Genomic DNA, 19,542 nt, shown 5'->3' with positions numbered 1-19,542 from the left:
CTCAGTGCACGTGTGTACTCTTGAGCCCATGCGGAGTTTCCGCAGGTTCGACAAGTAGTACTTGAGGTGCACGCATGGTGCAATTCACCCCCCAGGCGATAACCTCGTCACGATTCGCACGCAGCGTTCTCAGTTCGAAGGCGATGGCGGTGGCCACCACACCGCACGGGATTGACCGTTTCGTCGAACTCCTCGACCCGCTGTGGTCGTCGACCGACGTGCGTGCCGCCGTCACCGCCGTCGAGCACACGACCCCCGACAGCGTCACCCTCACGCTCCGCCCGAACACCAACTGGCGCGGGTTCACCGCGGGACAATTCGTCCGGCTGTCCGTCGTCGTCGACGGGGTGCGAAGGACCCGCTGCTACTCGCCCGCGAACTCGCAGTTCCGCGGTGACGGGCAGATCGAGCTCACCGTCAAGGTCGACCCGAACGGGCTCGTCTCCCAGCACCTGCGCGACAACGCCCGCCCGGGCACCGTCGTGCACCTCTCGCAGGCGCTGGGTGAATTCACGCTCCCGCTGCCGCACCCGCGCCGCATTCTGCTGATCAGCGGTGGCTCGGGCATCACCCCGGTGATGTCGATGTTGCGCACCCTGTGCGACAAGGCCTACAACGGCCGCATCACCTTCCTGCACTACGCCAACGCCGCCGACGACCTGATCTACCGCGCCGAGCTCGACGCGCTGCAGGCCACGTACCCCTCGGTGCGGATCGTCCGGGCGTTCACCGACAACCCCGAAAGCGGACAGCTCAGCGGGTTCTTCAGCCGACAGCACCTGCTCGCCGCCGACCCGCACTATGCGAGGCTGAGACCTTCGTCTGCGGCCCCCTGCCGTTGATGGACAGCGTCCGGGAACTGTGGGCGTCCGAAGGACTCGGCGGTGCACTGCACGTCGAGCAGTTCACCGCCCCTGTGCGGACAGTCGGCACGCAGGACGCCGAAGGCCGGGTCACCTTCACAGCGACGAACACTTCGGTGCCCAACAGTGGACGGACTCTGTTGGAGCAGGCCGAGGACGCCGGACTCGCTCCCGAGTACGGATGCCGTATGGGGATCTGTTTCTCCTGCACCCGCCGCAAAGACGCGGGCACCACGCGCAACATGCTGACCGGAGCGGCCTGCTCCGAGTCCGGCAAGACCATCCAGATCTGCGTCGCCACACCTGTCGGCGACGTCAGCATCGACCTCTAGGCAGTCAGTTAGGACCCATCATGTCCACCACGCTCAACACCGCCCCCAAGCTCACGCCAGACCAGATCGAGGCCTTCGGCCACGAGATGGACGGCATCCGCCAGCGCGTCGTCGCCGACCTCGGGCAACGCGACGCCGACTACATCCACAAGCTGATCGCCGTGCAGCGCGGGCTCGAAGTGGCCGGGCGCGGCCTGCTGTTCTTCGGGTTCCTCCCCCCGGCCTGGCTCGGGGGCGTCGCCGCGCTGTCGGTGGCAAAGATCCTCGACAACATGGAGATCGGCCACAACATCATGCACGGCCAGTACGACTGGATGCAGGAGCCAGCGCTGACCTCGAAGAACTTCGAGTGGGACAACACCATCGCCTCCGACAGCTGGCGCTACACCCACAACTACGTGCACCACACCTACACCAACGTCGTGGGCAAGGACCTCGACGTCAACGGGTTCGGTGTGATGCGCATGAACGAGCAGCAGCCGTGGCACCCCGTCTGGCTTGGCAACCCCCTCTACGCGGTGCTCGTTATGGTGCTCTTCGAGTGGGGTACCGCGTTCCAGGAACTCGAGATCGAACGTGTCGTCAAAAGCGAGAAGACCCTCAAGCAGGTGTACGCCCAGAGCGGGCGCGGAGTCCGCAAGGTGGGGCGGCAGGCGCTCAAGGACTACGTCGTGTTCCCGGCGCTATCGGGCCCCTTCGCGCCGTTGACCTTCGCCGGGAACCTCACCGCCAACGTGGCGCGCAACCTCTGGGCATCCTCGATCATCTTCTGCGGTCACTTCCCCGACGGGGTGGAGATCTTCTCCGAGGAAGAGACGGCCGACGAGACCCGGGGCGGCTGGTACTACCGGCAGGCCCTCGGCGCGGCCAATTTCACCGGCGGCAAGCTGCTGCACATCATGTCGGGCAACTTGAGCTTCCAGATCGAGCACCACCTGTTCCCCGACCTGCCCGCGCACCGCTACGCGGAGATCTCCATCGAGGTCCAGGAGCTGCTCGCGCGGTACGGGTTGCCGTACCACACGGGATCGCTCGCCAAGCAGATCGGCACCGTGTGGCGCAAGATCTTCACCCTGGCCCTGCCCAACCGCCGCAAGGACAGCGAGGGCCGCGGCGAAGTCGCCGCCGCCACGCCACGGAAAGAACTCGTCACGGTCGGCTGACCGCAGGCGTTAGGGGCGCATCGCGTACGCGCCGGACAGCCCTGTTATGGCCTCCCAAATGGGACTGTCATCGCCTGCAGCAGGCCGTCGGATCGCACTGATCATCCGCTTCTGCTGCTCATCCGTTGCGAGTGGCTTCGAATAAAGATCGAGCGCACCGGAGGAGAAATCGCGGACCAGGGTGCTGAAGATCTGGTTCACGACCACGTCGTCGATGCCCTTGATCTTCGCCTGCTCGAGGATGAGGTGCCCGTACACGAGGAAGGTGAACAGCTGACCGACGGCCAGCATGAAGTCCATGTCCCCGATCTGCTCTTTGGTGGGCGTCGATTCCGTCAGCATCGACGCGAACGTGTCGATCTGCTCCTGGAACACCGCGACGTTCGGGATGTGTGCGGCCGCCTTGTAGGTGGGACGCCAATCGTGGAAGCGGACCTTCCCGAGACCGCGTGCGGGTCCCTGGCGGAACAGGAAGTCGTCGTTTGCGGCTTCGAGTCGCGTCGGCACCTCGTCGAGATCAGCTGGTGAGAACAGGTACGCCGGCATGAACTTGTTGATCAATGCGAGGTTCACCGCAACCGTGCCCTCGAGCTTCGGCAGTCCGCGCACATCGTTGACGGCGATGGTGAAGTAGTTGTCCTTCTCGAACCCCTTCGCCGCGACGATGTCGGCGAGTCCGCCGATTACGGCCTCCGCCTCCGTGGTGACCTTCATCTTGGTAACCGCGTTGTACAACAGGTAGCGGCGATCGTCCGCGCTTGCGGTGCGGAAATAGTCGATCGCGCGGTCGGAGAAAAGGCGCATGCCCAGCAGCCGTGCGTATGAATCAATGAATTGCGTGCGGACGTGCGGCATCGTGGTCACCGCGCTGCCGTACAGCACACGGTTGCTGGCGTGCGTGATTGCTTCGTAAAACGCGTGCGTGCACAGCCCGACCCCACCGAAACACAGGTTGAACTTGCCGACATTGACTGTATTCATCGCGGCGGAGAAGGCATCATCACCGCGGTGCAAAATGTCGTCCTCGGTGACCGGGTAGTCGTTCAGCCGGAATTCGGCGACGTACATCTGCGACGGGACGACGTTCTTGATCAACTCGAAGGCAGGGTGCGTGGAGTCGGCACGGAAGAAAACGTATTCGTGGTCGTTCTCATGGTCGATGCGCCCGAAGACCGATACGGTGCGAGCGCAGTTGCCGTTACCGATGTAGTACTTGCCGCCGTTGGCGACGTAACCCTCATCGGTGGGGGTCAGGCGCATGCTCGTCGAGTACACGTCCGCGCCGTGTTCCTTCTCGGAGAGGCCGAACGCGGCGACTTCGCCTTCCGCCAGTGAGAGTGCGGTCGTCTTCCGCGCGGCCGGGTTGTCGCTCTGCCAGACAGGACCGAGACCGAGTACCGCGACCTGCCACGGATACCAGTAGTTCAGGCCGTAGAAACCAAGGATCTCCGATAGCGCCGCGACGCGGGCGGTATCCCAGCGCGCACCCTCGACCGCCCCAGGCTGTCCCTCCGGCGTGAGGAATTTAGCGAACAGCTGCTTCTCCGCGACGAAGTCAAGAAACTCCTGGTAGAAGACTTTTCTGTGAAAGTCTTCAGTGAGCCTCCTCAGGCCCCGCGTCTCGAACCATTCGATCGTCGACGCGAGTAGTTCGCGTGTCTCATCGTCGAAGTGACCGGGGTTGTAAGTGGTCGGGTTGAACAGGAGGGACGCGGAGTTCACGGGACAACCTGCCTCAGATAGGTGATATGGCATAACGCGGCTTGCGGGCTCGATGGTAGGCGCAACCACACAACTTCGCGGGATCTCTTAGAAATGCGCGTCTACGGCGCCGTAGGAAGCCGGATTCCTCACCGGAACGCCGTCGCGCGGTGCAGCAGAAGTCATGAGTCCGAAACATTCCTAAAAACTCCCGGCAGCTTCCGCAGGGGATCATCGGGACCATGAACAGTCAAGCAACCGGAGATGTGACCGTCAGTGGCAAGTCCACTGGGCAGTCCACAGCCGTCTGCTCATACTGTGGCGTGGGATGCGGAATCAAACTCGACACCGCGATCGACCCCTCGAATAAACAGCTAACGATCACCAAAGTGTCGGGTGACAAGAACCACCCGGCAAACGTCGGCCGCCTATGTACGAAAGGTTCCACGCACGCCGACATGATGGCCGCGCCGGGACGGATGACGTCGGCCTACCTGCGCCCGGGCCGGGGCGAGTCACTTGTCCCCACCGCACTCGATGCCGCGATCAATGAGGCTGCCACGCGGCTGCGCGAACTGATCGACACGCACGGTCCCGACGCGGTCGCGCTGTACGTCTCAGGGCAGATGTCCATCGAGGCGCAGTACCTGGCGAACAAGCTCGCCAAAGGATACTTGCGAACCGTGCAGATCGAGTCGAACTCGCGGCTCTGCATGGCCAGCGCCGGTACCGGGTACAAGCAGTCGCTCGGCGCGGATGGGCCGCCCGGTTCCTATGACGACTTCGACCACGCTGATCTGTTCTTTGCTATTGGCGCGAACATGGCGGACTGCCATCCGATTTTGTTCCTGCGCATGGCGGACCGACTCAAACGCGGGGCGAAACTGATCGTCGCGGACCCCCGCAGAACCGCTACCGCGCAGAAAGCGGACCTGTTCCTGCAGCTGAAGCCAGGTACTGACCTTGCGCTACTCAACGGGCTGCTGCATCTGCTCGTAGAGAACGGTGACATCGACGAAGAGTTCATCGCCGAGCACACCGACGGCTGGGACGCGATGCCCGAGTTTCTCGCCGACTACACGCCGGATACGGTGTCAGAGATCACCGGCCTCGACGAAGCCGACATCCGCACCGCCGCGACCTGGATCGGCGAAGCCAACAACTGGATGACGCTGTGGACCATGGGGCTGAACCAGTCCACGCACGGCACCTGGAACACCAACGCGATCTGCAATCTCCATCTCGCGACCGGCGCAATCTGCAAGCCCGGCAGCGGCCCCTTCAGCCTCACCGGCCAGCCCAACGCGATGGGCGGCCGCGAAATGGGGTACATGGGGCCCGGACTCCCCGGGCAGCGCGCGGTGTTCAGCGCGGACGACCGCACGTTCGTCGAAAAGCAGTGGGGGCTCGAGCCCGGCACCATCCGAGACGAAAGCGGAACCGGAACCATCGACATGTTCCGTCACATGGCAGACGGAACGATCAAAGCAGTGTGGATCATCTGCACCAACCCGGTCGCGTCGATCGCGAACCGCAAAACCGTCATCGCCGGTCTGGAGAAAGCCGAACTCGTCATCGCCCAGGATGTGTTCACCGAGAACGCGACCAACGCGTACGCCGACATTCTTCTGCCCGCCGCGCTCTGGGTGGAATCGGACGGGGTGATGGTGAACTCGGAACGCAACCTCACGCTCGTCCAGAAAGCTGTCGACGCGCCCGGCGACGCCCTGCCGGACTGGCAGCTGATCTGCCGCGTCGCACAGGCAATGGGCTTCACCGACGGGTTCCGCTACGCGTCTAGCGAAGACGTCTTCAACGAGATTCGGCAGTTCTCGAACCCGCAAACCGGCTACGACCTGCGCGGGGCCACCTATGAACGGTTGCGCAAAACCACGCTGCAATGGCCGTGCCCACCAGCGGATGGGCACGGGGAAGCGTCCCCCCGCAACCCGATCCGCTACCTCAACGACGGAGTGAGCCAGCACCTGCACACCACGAAGGATGGGCAGCAGCCTCGCCTCGCGTTTGCGACAGCCTCACGAAAAGCGAACTTTTTCCCGCGTCCGCACATGGATCCAGCCGAAATGCCTGACGACGATTTCCCCTGGATCCTCAATACGGGCCGCTTACAGCATCAATGGCACACCATGACGAAGACCGGCAAGGTCGCCAAGCTGAACAAACTTAACCCGTCACCGTTCATCGAAATTCACCCGGACGACGCCAAAGCCCACGGCATCGCCAGCGGTGACAAAGTGGAGGCTACGTCGCGTCGCGGACGCGTCGTTCTGCCCGCCGTCGTCACCGATCGTGTGCGCCCCGGCACTAGCTTCGCGCCGTTCCACTGGAACGATGAACACGGCGAATACGTGACCGTCAACGCGCTCACCAGCGACGCGGTCGATAGCGCGTCACTGCAGCCAGAGCTGAAGTTCTGTGCCGTGAACTTGCGCCGCGTCAGCGAGGCCGGGCAGGACGCGCCCGCGGCGGAAACGCAGGACGGCAGCGACAGCGGCCGCCCAGCCAGCAGCCTCGCTGATGCCGCGGGCATCGGATCCTTCAGTCCGCCGGCACTGAGCACGGCGGAGCAGACCTATCTCGCGGGGTTCTTCGCCGCGCTCAGCGCCGCGCCCGTCGAGTCCGCCACAGTTCCCGTCCTGCCATCCACCGCGCCAGTTTCGCCCACCGTCCGGTTGTGGATCGACGGATTGCTCGCGGGCACGTACTCACGTGTTCCCGGCGCAGCTGCGGGCGGTCACGTGCAGCCCACCGCTGAGGTTGCCGATGACGCCGTCACCATTTTGTGGGCCTCCCAGACCGGGAATGCCGAGGACTTCGCGGCGCAGTGTGCCGCTGAACTCGAAAAGAACGGCCACCATGCGCGGACGGTCAGCATGGACGACTTCAGCTCAGCTGACCTTGCGAACGTCAGCAAGCTCCTCGTCATCACCAGCACTTTCGGTGACGGCGAGCCCCCCGACAACGGCTCGGCCTTCTGGGAAGAACTCCAGTCCGATGACGCGCCAGCGCTTGAGGGGCTGCAGTACGCGGTTCTCGCCATGGGGGACTCGAACTACGACAACTTTTGCGGCCACGGCCGCAACATCGATGCCCGGCTGAACCAGCTTGGCGCGGCCCCGCTCGTGACGCGCGTGGACTGCGAGCCCGAGTACCACGAAACCGCACAGCAATGGCTACAGAACATCCTGGCATCGCTCAATGACGCTGCTGGACCGGACCTGGATGCGCCGGTGCAAGCACCGAAACAAGCCACGAATTCTGCTGTTGTGCGTGCCGAGCCGTTCACACGCGACAAGCCCACACCCGCGCCGCTCGTCACAAACACGCTGCTGAGCCGAACTGGATCAGAGAAGGAAGTCCGCCAGTTCGGGTTCAGCCTTGCCGACGCTGCCGTGACCTATCGAGCAGGCGACGCGCTCGGAGTCGTCAGCCGCAACAGCAATGCGCTCATCGGTGAGTGGCTCGAGGCAACCGGCCTGAAATCCGGTCACACCGTCACGATCGATGACAAGGAGATGCCTCTCCACGATGCGCTGCGCAAGCATCTCGACATCAGCCGCGTCACTCCGGCGTTGCTGAAGTTCCTGCACGAACGCAGTGGTGATAAGACCCTCGCCAAGGTGACGCGCCCCGGTAACCGGATCGAACTCGACCGGTTCCTCTGGGGCAAGCAGGCCGTCGACGTGATCCGGGAATTCCCGGTGAGCGCCGATGTCATCGAATGGCTCGATGTGCTGAAGCGGCTTCAGCCGCGGCTGTACTCGATTTCATCAAGCCCGAAGGTCAGCCCCGACGAGGTGCAGCTCACCGTGTCCGTCGTACGTTACGAGAACGAGTTCGGCCGTGAGCGTGGCGGCGTCTGCTCCACGTTCCTCGCGGACCGCTGCTCCGACACGACAGTGCCGCTGTACCTGCAGCGGTCCGCACATTTCCGGCCACCGAATGATCCAGACACGCCCATGATCATGATTGGTCCTGGAACCGGCATCGCGCCGTTCCGCGCCTTCCTGCAGGACCGTCGCGCTGACGGCCACAGCGGAAAAAACTGGCTGTTCTTCGGCGAGCAGAAGTCCGCGACCGACTTTTACTACCAGGACGAACTTGAAGACATGTTCCGCGACGGCTTTCTTACCAGGCTTGAACTGGCGTTCTCCCGAGACCAGCGGCAGAAGATTTACGTGCAGGACCGGATGCTCGAACACGGGGCGGAATTGTGGCGCTGGATCAACGAGGGCGCCCACATCTACGTGTGCGGTGACGCGTCGCGCATGGCGAAGGACGTGGATGACACCCTCACGACGATCGCGCGCAGCCACGGCAACCTGACTGAAGCGGACGCGTTAGCGTTCAAGAAGCGGCTGTCGACGGAGAAGCGGTACGTGCGCGACGTGTACTGATCAGGAGCCTTCTGCGTCCGCCTGTCCTACTGCCCCTCCCATCTGGGAAAGTGCCTGCCGCAGGGTCTCGGGCGAACATGCGAAATTCAGCCGTACATGTCCTGCACCGCCGGTCCCGAAGACGTGTCCAGAGCTGAGTGCGACCCGCCCTTTATCGAGGAACATTGCAGCCGGACCACCCACCTCGCTGAAAACCCGTGGCCCAGAGGAGGAGCGTTCGCTGGTGAATCCGAGGGGGCGACAGTCGAGCCACGCCAGGTAGGTGCCCTCTGGCTGCCGGTACCGGACCGTGGGGAGGTGCTCATGAAGCAGTTCGCCAAGGAGCATCCGGTTGGAGTTGAGCCCAGCGAGGAGATCGTCGAGCCATACCTCGCCGTGATTGAACGCGGCCGCGTGCGCGATGATGCCCACGTGGGACGGCCCGTGGCTCACCTCCTCAGGCATCCGCTGAAGATCCGGCACGGCGTCTTCTCCGGCGATCGCCAGTGCTGCCTTCAAGCCAGCAAGATTCCAGCCTTTCGACGCTGACATGAGTGAAAACGCATCGCCGGAACCGGGCACACTGAGGTAGGGCACGAACTGTGCGCCGTCGAGGATGAGCGGGGCGTGAATCTCATCCGCGATCACCCGGACGCCGTACCGGTGGGCGAGCTCAGCGACCTGCTCGAGTTCGGCTCTCGTATGCACTACCCCGGTTGGGTTGTGCGGATTGCAGAGCACGAACGCCGATCGTCTCGTGTGCATAGCGGCGCTCTGAAATGCACTCTCCAGATTTGTCATATCGATCCGGAGATCCGGGCCAAGGGGAGCTTCGAGCACGGAGCGGCCGCTGTGCTCGATAAATGCGTAAAACGGCGCGTAAACCGGACTGTTCACGACTACCGAGTCGCCCGGTTCCGTGACCAGGCGCAGTACCTCGACGATCCCCAGCATCACATCTGGCACGATGGCGCAGCGGTCGGCTGCGACGCCGTTCCATTGCCAGCGGCGGCGGGCGAAGCCATCGAGCGCTTCGCCGTATACATTGCCCGCCGGGTAACCAGTGTCGCCGATATCGACCGCATCGCGGATCGCCTGCGCTACAGGAGGCGCCAGCGGGGTATCCATTTCGGCGACCCACAGCGGCAGAACATCGGACGGGTGAGTGCGCCACTTGACGCTGGTGCGCGCACGCAGTTCATCAAGTGAGAGTTCTGTGAGCGGGGTCCTCTGGGGCACTGTCAGAGATCGAACTCGGCGCGTCGCTCTTCTGGCACCATCGCGACGTAGTCAGGGTTTTTGGCCAGGAATTTCTGCACTGCTGGGCAGTAGGGCAGAAGCCTCTGACCCTCATTACGCGTCGCATCGAGGGCTTCGCGGATCACCTGCATCGCGAATCCACGGCCACCGAACTTGTCCTGGATTTCGGTGTGGACGAAGGCGCGCAACTCAGGCCGCGGTCGGTATTCGGTGAACCCAGCCATCTCGTCGCCCACCCAGATTTCGAAGCGAGTCTGCTCGGCGTTGTGCTTGACCGTGACCTCTGCGGTCTCGTTGTCGCTGGCCATCGTTTTCCTTTCCGGCGCTCTCAGAAGTGCGCGTGCATCTCCCAGATGAGAATCTCAGAATCTTCCCGTGCTGTCAGGGTTTGTCCGCCTCCGTTGGTGATCCGGGCGGAATCACCATGGCTGAGGTCCCCAGCGCTATCCATGTGCACCTCGCCCTCGGCGACGAAGACGTGAACGAACGGCCCGGTCGGGGTCGTCACCGACTGACCGGCTGGGATGCGGGCCGCATACAGTGCCGCGTATTTGTTGCTGATGCCAATTCCTGGCTCGTCAGCGTGTTTCGCGAGGCCGGATGCAACGATGAACAGTTCACCAGAGTTGATTTGTGCGGTGAAGTCGGCCTGGTCATAGTGCGGCGTGAGCCCGTTCGTGTCCGGAGCAGCCCACATTTGCACCACGTGAACTTTTTCGCCGTTGCGGGCAACGCTCCGCTCAGCATGGCGGATGCCCGTACCTGCGGTCATGCGCTGTGCGGACCCTGCTGGAATCCGGATGGTGTTGCCGGTTGAATCTTCATGCACGACTTCACCGCTCATCACCCACGTGACGATCTCCATGTCCTTGTGCTGATGCATGTCGAAGCTTTCACCCGGGGACATGACGTCCTCGTTGTTGACGAGCAGCACGCCGTGACCGTTGCGGTGGAGATCGAAGTTCCCGGCGAACGGGAAAGTGTGTTTGCTGACGAGCCAGCCCAAGTTGAGGGTTGTGCGCTCGTCAGCGCGCTTGATCTGAACATCCATCGGGGTCACCGTCCGCGATACGGGCGCAGCCCATCTGTGGGGATCTGGCCGAAGGCACCGGACTGGAAATCCTGCATGGCTTCGATGATTTCCTGTTTGGTGTTCATGACGAACGGGCCGTACTGGAAGATGGGTTCGCGTAGTGGCTTCCCTCCGAGCAGCAGCACTTCCAGTGCAGGCCGGTGGCTTTCCTGTGCGCTCGCCGCCGCGACAGTAATGCGGTCTCCGCGGCCGAGAACAGCGAGTTGTCCCTGCTTGATGGGCCGGCCTTCAGCGCCTACCGTGCCACTGCCGGAAAGGACGTAGACCAGCGCGTTGAAGGCCGGGTTCCACGGCGTCGAAAGTTGCGCGCCAGGCTGAATCGTGGCGTGCGCGAACGTGATCGGCGTGAACGTTGCGCCGGGGCCTTCGTGGCCCGCGATGTCACCGGCGATCAGGCGTACCAGCGCGCCCCCGTCTGCCGAGGACAGCAGCTTCACTTGCGCGCCTTCGAGGTTCTGGTAGCGCGGGTTGAGGAATTTGTCTTTGCGGGGCAGGTTGACCCACAGTTGCACGCCGTGGAATGTGCCGCCGGATTCGACGAGTTCAGCCGGTGGCGTCTCGATGTGGAGAATTCCTGAACCGGCGGTCATCCACTGTGTCGCGCCGTTCTCGATGACCCCACCGCCACCATGCGAATCCTGGTGCTGAAAGCGGCCGTCGATCATGTAGGTGACGGTTTCAAAGCCGCGGTGCGGGTGCCAGTCGGTGCCGCGCGGCTCACCTGGTGCGTACTCGACTTCACCGAGTTGATCCATGTGGATGAACGGATCCAGGTCGGCGGCGGGAACGCCGGCGAACGCACGGGTGACGGGGAAGCCTTCGCCTTCGTAGCCGCGGGGGCCGGTGGTGACTGCTTTAACGGTACGTTCCGTCTCGGCAGCCTGTGGGCCCGCGATCCGGGGGAGGGTCAGCGTATCGGCGGTTACAGCAGGCATTGGATGCTCCTCTCGTGGCTTTCACCCTACCTCAACTGATTGAAAATTAAATCTATTCCAGATGTGTGGCCGCGCGCGCCAATCGTGAAGGATCTTCCCTCCTGGCGAGGGGAAATCCTTCACGATCCGCTCAGCTCAAGTCGAGATGTCGCGCCTCGACCAGGCTGACATCCCGGCCCCGGTGAGCACCACCACCGTCGCGCTCAGCACCAGAATCGGAGCGAGCGCGAACGGCTCAGCAGTAAGCAGCGGAACCCAGCCGAACGGCGATAGCCGTCCCGCCCAAGAGGGCAGGCCGAGGAGATCACCAAACGTGCTGACAATCCCCGCGTACGCCACCATCAGCCACACCAGCGTGCTCAGCCGCGGCAACGCGCCGATCAACGAGACTGCGAGCGCGGCGATAAGCCACACCGCAGGGGCATACACGAGACCCGCGACGACTAGCCGGGGAAACAAAGTGAGGTCCCCAGTCCCCAGTGCGGCGGTCAGCCCGAGTCCGCCCGCGGAGAGGACGAGCAGCGCAGCGCTGGCAGCCATCGTCACGAGGAGATGAGTTCCCAGCCAGCGGTTGCGCGATACACCCGTCGCAAGTATTTGCTCCAGCCCGCCCGAAGTCTCATCGGACCTGACCCGCCGGATCGACAGCACCGCAAACGCCGACACAATGATGGCGAGCATCATCACGATCACGGACAGGAATGAGTCGATCATCGCTTGCCCGCCCACCGCGCCGATCCAGTCCTCCAAGGTGGTGAGCCCTTCGATGAAGTCCTCCAGTTCCCCAGCCAGCGTCCCGTAGAAGAGACCGAACGCCGTCAAGCCGAACGCCCACCACAGGATGCTCGTCCGCTGCATCCGCCACACGAAACCCAGCGGTGTCGCCAGCAACTTCGACGCTGCGGGCCGGCCCTTCTTCGGCCGACGCAAACCAGCCGCTACGTCACGCCTGGTGCTGAGCCAGAACGCCGACACCAGCAAAAGCGCGGTTAGCGACGCTGACAGCAGCAGCGGCCACCAACGATCATCGACATACACGCGCGTCTGCTGCGCCCAGCCGATAGGAGAGAGCCACGAGAGAGCGTTACCGCCCACCTGGCTCATATCGCCGGCCGCGCGAACCAGATAGCTCGCCGCGAACACGGCCCCCGCGAGTCCGGAAGCAGCCCGCGCATTCTCTGACACCTGTGCCGTTACCGCCGCCACTGCCGCGAAGACAACACCGGTTGACGCCAGCGCGAACCCGAAGAGCAGCGAACCACTCCACGAGACACCATTGAGTCCCAGTGCTCCCAGACCCAGCGCGATGAGTAAACCGATCACCAGGTTTGCGCCGGCCGTGACCAGAAGCGCGGCGACGAGCGGCGCGTGACGGCCCATGACCGTTGCGCGAAGCAGTTCCGCGGTGCCGTTTTCTTCCTCGGCACGTGTGTGGCGCACCACCATGAGAATGCTCATGATGACGAGGAATATTGCCGTCCAGCTGAGGAATTCAAGAGCCAGCATCGCGCCGAACGTGTAGTTGTCGAGACCATATCCAGGTCCGGTCATCGCGCGTGTGCCGGGATTACCGATCAGCGATGCCCGGAGTTGCTGCTCCTCGAAGCCGGCGTACACACCCGGCAGCATTGCCGCGGTTCCCACCACAAATGTCACGAGTGAGGCGATCCAGATAGGAAGACGTACGCGATCCCGGCGCAACATGAAGCGTGCCAGGAGCAGCGTGCCTGTCAGCGGGCTCTGCTCCACAGAACTGTGCGGCGGGTGCAACGTCGCGGGCCTCTCTCCGGCCAGGGTGCTCATGCGGGGACTCCCTGGGGCTCGGAGCTGCCGTTGAGGGAATCGTCGTAGTGACGCAACAGAAGTTGCTCCAGAGTCGGCGGGTGGGCTTGTAGCGAACGCAACCCGAGGTCAGTCAGGTAGCGCACCGTGGGCTGCAGATACTCGCGCTCCACTTCGAACTGGATCCGGCCGTCGACGGCACGCACATCGAAAACCCCGGGCAACCCTGTGACGTCCGCCGCTGGTTTTTCCGTTCGAGCGAGCACCGTGGTGCGCGTGAGATGACGCATGTCGGTGAGCGTGCCCGTCTCGACGACGCGGCCCTGACGGATGATCGACATTCGGTCGGCCAGTACCTCCACCTGCGCAAGGATGTGACTTGAGAGCAAAATGGTCTTTCCTTCTGCGCGGAGTTCGCGTACGTAGTCCTGGAACACGGCTTCCATAAGTGGGTCTAAGCCGCTTGTCGGCTCGTCCAGGAGGAGTAGTTCGGCGTCGCTTGCGAGCGCGGAGACGAGTGCGACCTTCTGCCGGTTGCCTTTCGAGTACGCCCGCGCTTTTTTGGTGGGGTCCAGTCCGAATCGCTGACACAATTCATCCCGGCGCTTGCGGTCGGTGTCACCGCGGAACCGCGACAGCACGTCGATGATTTCGCCGCCAGTGAGGTTCGGCCACAGGGTGACGTCGCCAGGGACGTATGCGAGGCGCCGGTGCAGTTCGACTGCATCGCTCCACGGGTCGAGTCCAAGCACGTTCGCCGAACCGCTGTCCGCGCGCAGCAAGCCCAAGAGGATGCGTAGCGTGGTTGACTTGCCAGCGCCGTTGGGGCCGAGGAAGCCATGCACTTCACCCGCCCGGACCTCTAGGTCAAGGGCGTCGAGCGCGCGGACCTGTCCGAACGTCTTAGTGAGACCGGAAAGAAGGATTGCTGGGGCCATAGGAAGGAATCTACGATTTGGCACTACTTCCCTGTAGGGACCTAAGTCCCCGCGATGTCGCGCGGAATACCCCGATCTCCGGCTTCGGGTCTTTCGTTCCGGCATACGAGCACAAAGACTCTGTTCGCCGCCGACGGATACCGCCACGATGAGGCCATGGGAAGTCTTCACAACGGAAGCCTGCAGTGGCCAATTTCCGTGCAGCTCGACACAATCGCCGCGATGCTGAATTTCGAGATCCACAACCACCCCGTGTATCAAGGCATCGAAATCCAGTACTTTGACGACGCGAAACACGGCACAGGCGTCCTTGTGATGATGAGCCGCACCGCCGACAAAAAGGTTGACGTCTACCAGCAGGCCGGGCTGACGGTCGACCGAACCGGATACGGGATCGGTGCAGGCCTCGGCGAATGGACGGTTGCAGATATCGAACCGGCCGTGCTCGAAGTGTCGGATGCGGGAGTCCATGCGGACATCGCACTGCGGGACACGATGGGTAGGTTGGTCGAAATTTTCGTCGACGACCGTGACGGCACACCACGGCGCCCGGCGGAGTTCCTGGCTCCCGTTGGCGCAGGCGTTGAGCAACCGACGGCGTTGATGCTCGTATGGATGCGGAAGTTCGATCTCGTCCGCCGCACCACTGTCGACCCGGTCGTGCGTATCGCGGGCACAGCCGCCACGATCGGCCGGCTTCCCGGGGCCCGGCTGCACCACCGTCACTTGATCAAGTACGCGGCTGACCTGTGGATCGTCAATGTGAATCCGCCTGACGGTGACGGACGGCTTGCCGCGGGGAACCCAGATGATGCGCAGGCACACCTCCACTTATCGCCGGAGCCTCCCGGACCCGGGTTGCTAGTACCGGGGGAGATGCGTCAAGGAACGTGGTCCGTGTCGATAGGTGACCGTGCTGACGTCATCGCCGGTGAATGGACGTGCACGGGAGCCGAGGTCTCAACACTGACGTTCACGGTGACGCGAGGCTGGCGTCCGCGGCGGCTACCGCCGTTGATACGTGTGGTCACGACGCTGTTGCCGGTGTTCCGGCGCTGGCCGACGACCTACTTATGGGAAGCGCGGGCGGACCTTCGCGGCGTTCCAGCGGTACACGCAAAATGGCGGCGGACGACTAGCTCCGGCGACAGTCTCTACTCCAGAGTCACCAGCTAGCTCCGGAAACGTTGATCGACAAGTACGCTGGCGGCCATGCGCTCGCCGATTCCCGATTATTTGCAGGAAGTGCTCGACGATTGCCGCAACGCCGATGGCGGTGCTGTCGCGGATTACATTCCAGAACTTGCCAGTGCGGATCCCGATCGCATTGCGCTCGCCCTCACCACACCTGATGGCACGACTTACTGCTCTGGTGACGCGGACGTTGAGTTCTCAATTCAGTCGATCTCGAAGCCATTCGCGTATGGAATCGCGTTGCTCGACAGCGGGTTCGAGAATGTGCTGGCCAAGATCGGGGTTGAGCCGTCGGGGGAGGCGTTTAACGAGATCTCACTGGAGGAGAACTCTGGCCGCCCACGGAATCCGATGATCAATGCGGGCGCGATCGCGGCCCACTCGTTCATGGATGGTAAGAATGCGGACGAGCGTGCCGAACGGTTTCGCGAACGCATGAGCATGGCTGCTGGCCGGGAACTCAGTTATGACGAGTCCGTTTTCACCTCCGAACTCGATACCGCGTACCGGAATATCGCAATCGGTTACATGTTGCGCACGCACAACATCCTGGAGACCGACCCGGACGATGTGGTGCGCGGCTACATCCGGCAGTGTTCGCTCAGCGTCACCACCAGGGACCTGTCGATGATGGCTGCGACTCTCGCGAACGGTGGTGTGCAGCCGGTGACGGGCCGCAGGCTGTCCGGCGACCGGGCTGTTCGGCAGGTTCTCAGCGTGATGATGACCTGCGGCATGTACGACGCCGCGGGTGACTGGATGACCACGGTCGGTATTCCCGCAAAATCTGGAGTGGCAGGCGGCATTCTGGGCGTACTGCCCGGACAGGTGGGCATTGCGGTGTTCTCGCCAAGGCTCGATTCGCACGGCAACTCCACGCGTGGTGTCAAATTGTTTGAGCGTCTCACTGAGGACATGGGCTTGCACCTGATGGAAGTTCCTCCTGTCGGTCGTTCGGTGTTGCGCGGACACAGCCCTCATGGCGCGGCGCACGTTTTTGGTCTGCAGGGGTCGATCCGCTTCGCGGGTGCGGAGGCCGTGGTCCGGCAGGTCGCCGAAGCTGACCTGAGCGGCGATGACGTCATCTTCGACCTCTCGCGTGTCCACGGCGTCAGCGATGTCGCGCGACGCATGTTCCTGGAAGTGGTGCGCCGCCTGACTCTCGAAGATCGGAAGCGGGTGATCCTTCTCGATCCCGACGGCATCGTCGACGAGCCTGACGCGGGTGACGGCATACGCCCGGTAGTCATTTCGAGTCTCGATGACTACAGCCCTGCCCGCTAGTGTTCAGCCAGGCAGATCCCATTCTTTTCGATCACATTGTGGCATAATCTGCATCAGTAATGTGCAGCGCGTGGACCTGCACATTCTCGGCACCAGCGGGAGGGCTGCAGAATCGGGATAAGAGGCGTACTAAACCTATAGCGCGTCGTGTGGGCGCATTTCACCACACCTGTTTCGGCAGCGGGGTCATGCCGTCGCAATGCTTGCCACGGCCTTTGCGCCTCAGCACAGCGCTAGTGCCGGCCAGTAGCTAAGTACGGTATTGCGGGGCCCAACGTAGCTGGCGCCCAACATCGTTCTTGCTTGTTGACGCGCGATCAAAGGCAACGTCGCTTCGCGCCGTCAGGCATTCGCAAGGCTCAAAGAAACTAGCCGTAGTGGCTTTCCGAAAGGATCGGGAATTGGAAACCTTCTGGGATTTTTTCAGGCTCATCGTGGTGAGCTTTGTGTTCATCGCATACCTGATCATGCTCTTCTCGATAATTACAGACCTGATTCGCGATCGTGAAACCTCAGGGTGGGTTAAGGCGATCTGGGCGCTTTTCCTTATCTTCCTGCCATTCCTCACCGCGCTGGCGTACCTCATATTCCGAGGCGACGGCATGAACCGCCGTTCGCACGAGGTTGCCACGCGTCTGCAGGAGGCGCAGAACGCCTACATCCAAGGCGTCGCTGGCACGTCGCCCGCTCAGCAAATCGCTGACGCTAAGTCTCTGCTCGAATCCGGAACCATCACGGAAGACGAGTTCCGGCAGTTGAAGTCACGCGCACTCAGTTAAAGCGGTCGCCTCGCTCCCTTCGTGCGTAAGGCGAGCGGAGGGAGCAGTACTGCCAACGTTCAAAAGCCGATACCCCTATCTGGGGGTATCGGCTTTCGCGTTCGGGTTGGACGATGGGGGACTAGCTGACTGCCGACTCTTGACCTCAGAGGAGAGGACCGATCGCATGAGCTCCGAGAGCACCGCACGTACTGATCAGGCGACACGGGTACAGGCCTTGCTGGACCGCTACGACCTCCCTGATGCGTGTGCTGCGCAACTTTTGTGCGACGACCACCCGGCGGAGGCTGTCGCGTTCACAGTGATCGAGGCTGACCTCAGTTCGACGGACCTCACTTTCGGCGACCTGCGCGACCAGTCCACTCGTTTCGCGGCGGCCCTGGCTGATCTGGGTGTCGAGCCTGGCGATTACGTTGCCACGTTGATGGGCAAGTCCGCTGACCTGGTGGTAGCCCTCCTTGGGATCTGGCGACGCGGCGCCGTGCACGTACCGCTGTTTACTGCGTTCGCGCCTCCAGCTATTGGGTTCCGGCTTCAGGCAAGCGGAGCGAAGGTCGTGGTTGCTGACGCTGACCAGGTTGCCAAACTCGCTCCGGGCGAAGACATTCCGGCTGATGCGTCGTGGCAGGTTGTCGTCGCCGGCGGTGATACGGCAGCGGGGCTGAACTTCAACGAGTTGCTCACCGCGCACACCCCGGACGATCCGCGCGGTGACGCTGTCGCTGTCGGGGCGAATGGTGTTCTCGTGCAGCTCTTCACCTCGGGCACGACGGGCACGCCCAAAGGTGTGCCGGTGCCGGTGCGGGCTCTCGCGTCGTTCCACGCGTACCTCGAGTTCGGCCTGGACGTGCGTGACGACGACGTCTTCTGGAACGCTGCGGACCCAGGGTGGGCGTACGGGCTTTACTACGCGCTGTTAGCGCCAATGGCCGCTGGGGTGCGCAGTCTGCTACTCCACGCAGGGTTCTCCGCGCCACTCACGTGGCAGGTGATGGAGCAGTTCGGTGTCACCAATTTCGCGGCCGCGCCGACCGTGTACCGCAGCCTCCGTGCTGACACAACGCCGGTGCCGCAATCGATTTCGCTGCGCCGCGCTTCCTCCGCCGGTGAACCACTCACGCCGGACGTGGTGGCCTGGTCGGAGCAAACTCTCGGCGCCGTAGTTCGCGACCAGTATGGGCAAACTGAACACGGGATGTTCATCGTCAACGCGTGGGCGGATGGGCTGCGCGAGGACGTCCCGGCCGGGTCGATGGGCAAGCCGCTGCCTGGCTGGTCGTGCGCAGTGCTTTCCGAGGACTCGGACGTGCTCGCTGCGCCTGGCGTACCAGGCCGCGTAGCCATCGACACCCATGCCAGCCCGCTGATGTGGTTCACCGGCTATGTCGATGCCCCGGAGAAAACCGCTCAGCGATTCACGGAGGACGGCCGCTGGTACCTGACTGGCGACGCTGGCCAGGTTGACGAGGACGGGTTCTTCTTCTTTTCCGCCCGCGATGACGACGTAATCATCATGGCCGGTTACCGCATCGGCCCGTTCGACGTTGAAAGCGTCCTGGTCATGCATGACGATGTCGTCGAGGCCGCCGTTGTGGGGATGCCCGATGAGCTGCGGGGCGAAGTGCTTGAAGCCTTCGTTGTGCTGCGCGAAGGCGCCGAGGCCACGGACGGACTCGCGACCGAGCTGCAGCAGCTAGTCAAACGTAAGTTCGCTGCGCATGCGTACCCGCGTACGGTGCATTTCGTGCAACAACTGCCGAAAACACCTAGTGGCAAGGTTCAGCGGTACGTCCTGCGGCAGGGTTAGCACGTCACGCATAC

15 protein-coding genes are annotated in these 19,542 nt (G+C 63.0%); 8 read left to right on the top strand and 7 right to left on the bottom strand.

The genetic code is table 11. The annotated features are described in order from the left end of the window. Positions 1-74: 74 nt before the first annotated feature. The 3 genes from AS9A_RS14680 to AS9A_RS14675 are packed head-to-tail and all read left to right on the top strand — an operon-like array spanning position 75 to position 2,358. A complete protein-coding gene (locus tag AS9A_RS14680) occupies positions 75-842 on the top strand; it encodes a ferredoxin reductase (protein WP_237707823.1) in 768 nt (255 codons plus the stop codon). Then, positions 842-1,195 (top strand): 2Fe-2S iron-sulfur cluster-binding protein, encoded by a 354-nt coding sequence (locus AS9A_RS24670; protein ID WP_237707822.1) that lies wholly within the window; start codon positions 842-844, stop codon positions 1,193-1,195. Before AS9A_RS14680 ends, AS9A_RS24670 begins: the two co-directional genes overlap by 1 nt. A gap of 20 nt (positions 1,196-1,215) precedes the next feature. Beyond that, on the top strand, positions 1,216-2,358 hold the full coding sequence (locus AS9A_RS14675) for a fatty acid desaturase family protein (protein ID WP_013807844.1): 1,143 nt from the start codon (positions 1,216-1,218) through the stop codon (positions 2,356-2,358). A gap of 9 nt (positions 2,359-2,367) precedes the next feature. Here AS9A_RS14675 and AS9A_RS14670 read toward each other — a convergent pair whose 3' ends face one another. Beyond that, positions 2,368-4,113, bottom strand: a complete 1,746-nt coding sequence (locus tag AS9A_RS14670; protein ID WP_049793740.1) for an acyl-CoA dehydrogenase family protein — start codon at positions 4,111-4,113, stop codon at positions 2,368-2,370. 188 nt (positions 4,114-4,301) lie between these two features. Between AS9A_RS14670 and AS9A_RS14665 the strand changes: the two genes are divergently transcribed. Next, the gene (locus AS9A_RS14665; RefSeq protein ID WP_013807842.1) at positions 4,302-8,477 is read left to right on the top strand and encodes a bifunctional nitrate reductase/sulfite reductase flavoprotein subunit alpha; all 4,176 of its coding nucleotides are present in this window, start codon (positions 4,302-4,304) and stop codon (positions 8,475-8,477) included. On the opposite strand, the gene AS9A_RS14660 is transcribed toward AS9A_RS14665, so the two are convergent. From AS9A_RS14660 to AS9A_RS14635, 6 genes are all read right to left on the bottom strand, one after another. Continuing rightward, positions 8,478-9,695, bottom strand: a complete 1,218-nt coding sequence (locus tag AS9A_RS14660; protein ID WP_013807841.1) for a MalY/PatB family protein — start codon at positions 9,693-9,695, stop codon at positions 8,478-8,480. A 2-nt stretch (positions 9,696-9,697) separates the two neighbouring features. Beyond that, positions 9,698-10,024, bottom strand: coding sequence for a GNAT family N-acetyltransferase (locus tag AS9A_RS14655; protein WP_013807840.1), 327 nt, complete (start codon positions 10,022-10,024; stop codon positions 9,698-9,700). Between the two features lie 20 nt (positions 10,025-10,044). Beyond that, a complete protein-coding gene (locus AS9A_RS14650; RefSeq protein ID WP_013807839.1) occupies positions 10,045-10,767 on the bottom strand; it encodes a pirin family protein in 723 nt (240 codons plus the stop codon). 5 nt (positions 10,768-10,772) lie between these two features. Continuing rightward, positions 10,773-11,744: a pirin family protein gene (locus tag AS9A_RS14645; protein WP_013807838.1), complete on the bottom strand. Its 972-nt coding sequence runs from the start codon at positions 11,742-11,744 to the stop codon at positions 10,773-10,775. A gap of 135 nt (positions 11,745-11,879) precedes the next feature. After that, on the bottom strand, positions 11,880-13,547 hold the full coding sequence (locus tag AS9A_RS14640) for an ABC transporter permease (RefSeq protein WP_013807837.1): 1,668 nt from the start codon (positions 13,545-13,547) through the stop codon (positions 11,880-11,882). After that, a complete protein-coding gene (locus AS9A_RS14635; RefSeq protein ID WP_013807836.1) occupies positions 13,544-14,464 on the bottom strand; it encodes an ABC transporter ATP-binding protein in 921 nt (306 codons plus the stop codon). Before AS9A_RS14635 ends, AS9A_RS14640 begins: the two co-directional genes overlap by 4 nt. 156 nt (positions 14,465-14,620) lie before the next feature. Here AS9A_RS14635 and AS9A_RS14630 point away from each other — a divergent pair, with 156 nt between their 5' ends. The 4 genes from AS9A_RS14630 to AS9A_RS14615 all read left to right on the top strand — a co-directional run bounded on the left by AS9A_RS14630 (position 14,621) and on the right by AS9A_RS14615 (position 19,528). After that, complete coding sequence (locus AS9A_RS14630; RefSeq protein WP_041451118.1) at positions 14,621-15,640, top strand: hypothetical protein; 1,020 nt, start codon at positions 14,621-14,623, stop codon at positions 15,638-15,640. A gap of 36 nt (positions 15,641-15,676) precedes the next feature. Next, positions 15,677-16,942, top strand: a complete 1,266-nt coding sequence (locus AS9A_RS14625) for a glutaminase (protein ID WP_013807834.1) — start codon at positions 15,677-15,679, stop codon at positions 16,940-16,942. Between the two features lie 401 nt (positions 16,943-17,343). Beyond that, positions 17,344-17,721 carry an SHOCT domain-containing protein gene (locus AS9A_RS14620; RefSeq protein WP_013807833.1) on the top strand — a complete coding sequence of 126 codons (378 nt, stop codon included), beginning with the start codon at positions 17,344-17,346 and terminating at the stop codon, positions 17,719-17,721. A gap of 166 nt (positions 17,722-17,887) precedes the next feature. Further along, the gene (locus AS9A_RS14615) at positions 17,888-19,528 is read left to right on the top strand and encodes an AMP-binding protein (RefSeq protein ID WP_013807832.1); all 1,641 of its coding nucleotides are present in this window, start codon (positions 17,888-17,890) and stop codon (positions 19,526-19,528) included. Positions 19,529-19,542 lie beyond the last annotated feature (14 nt).

The sequence above is a fragment of the Hoyosella subflava DQS3-9A1 genome (assembly GCF_000214175.1).
Lineage (GTDB): Bacteria > Actinomycetota > Actinomycetes > Mycobacteriales > Mycobacteriaceae > Hoyosella > Hoyosella subflava.
This window is presented reverse-complemented; position numbering and strand designations above follow the sequence as displayed.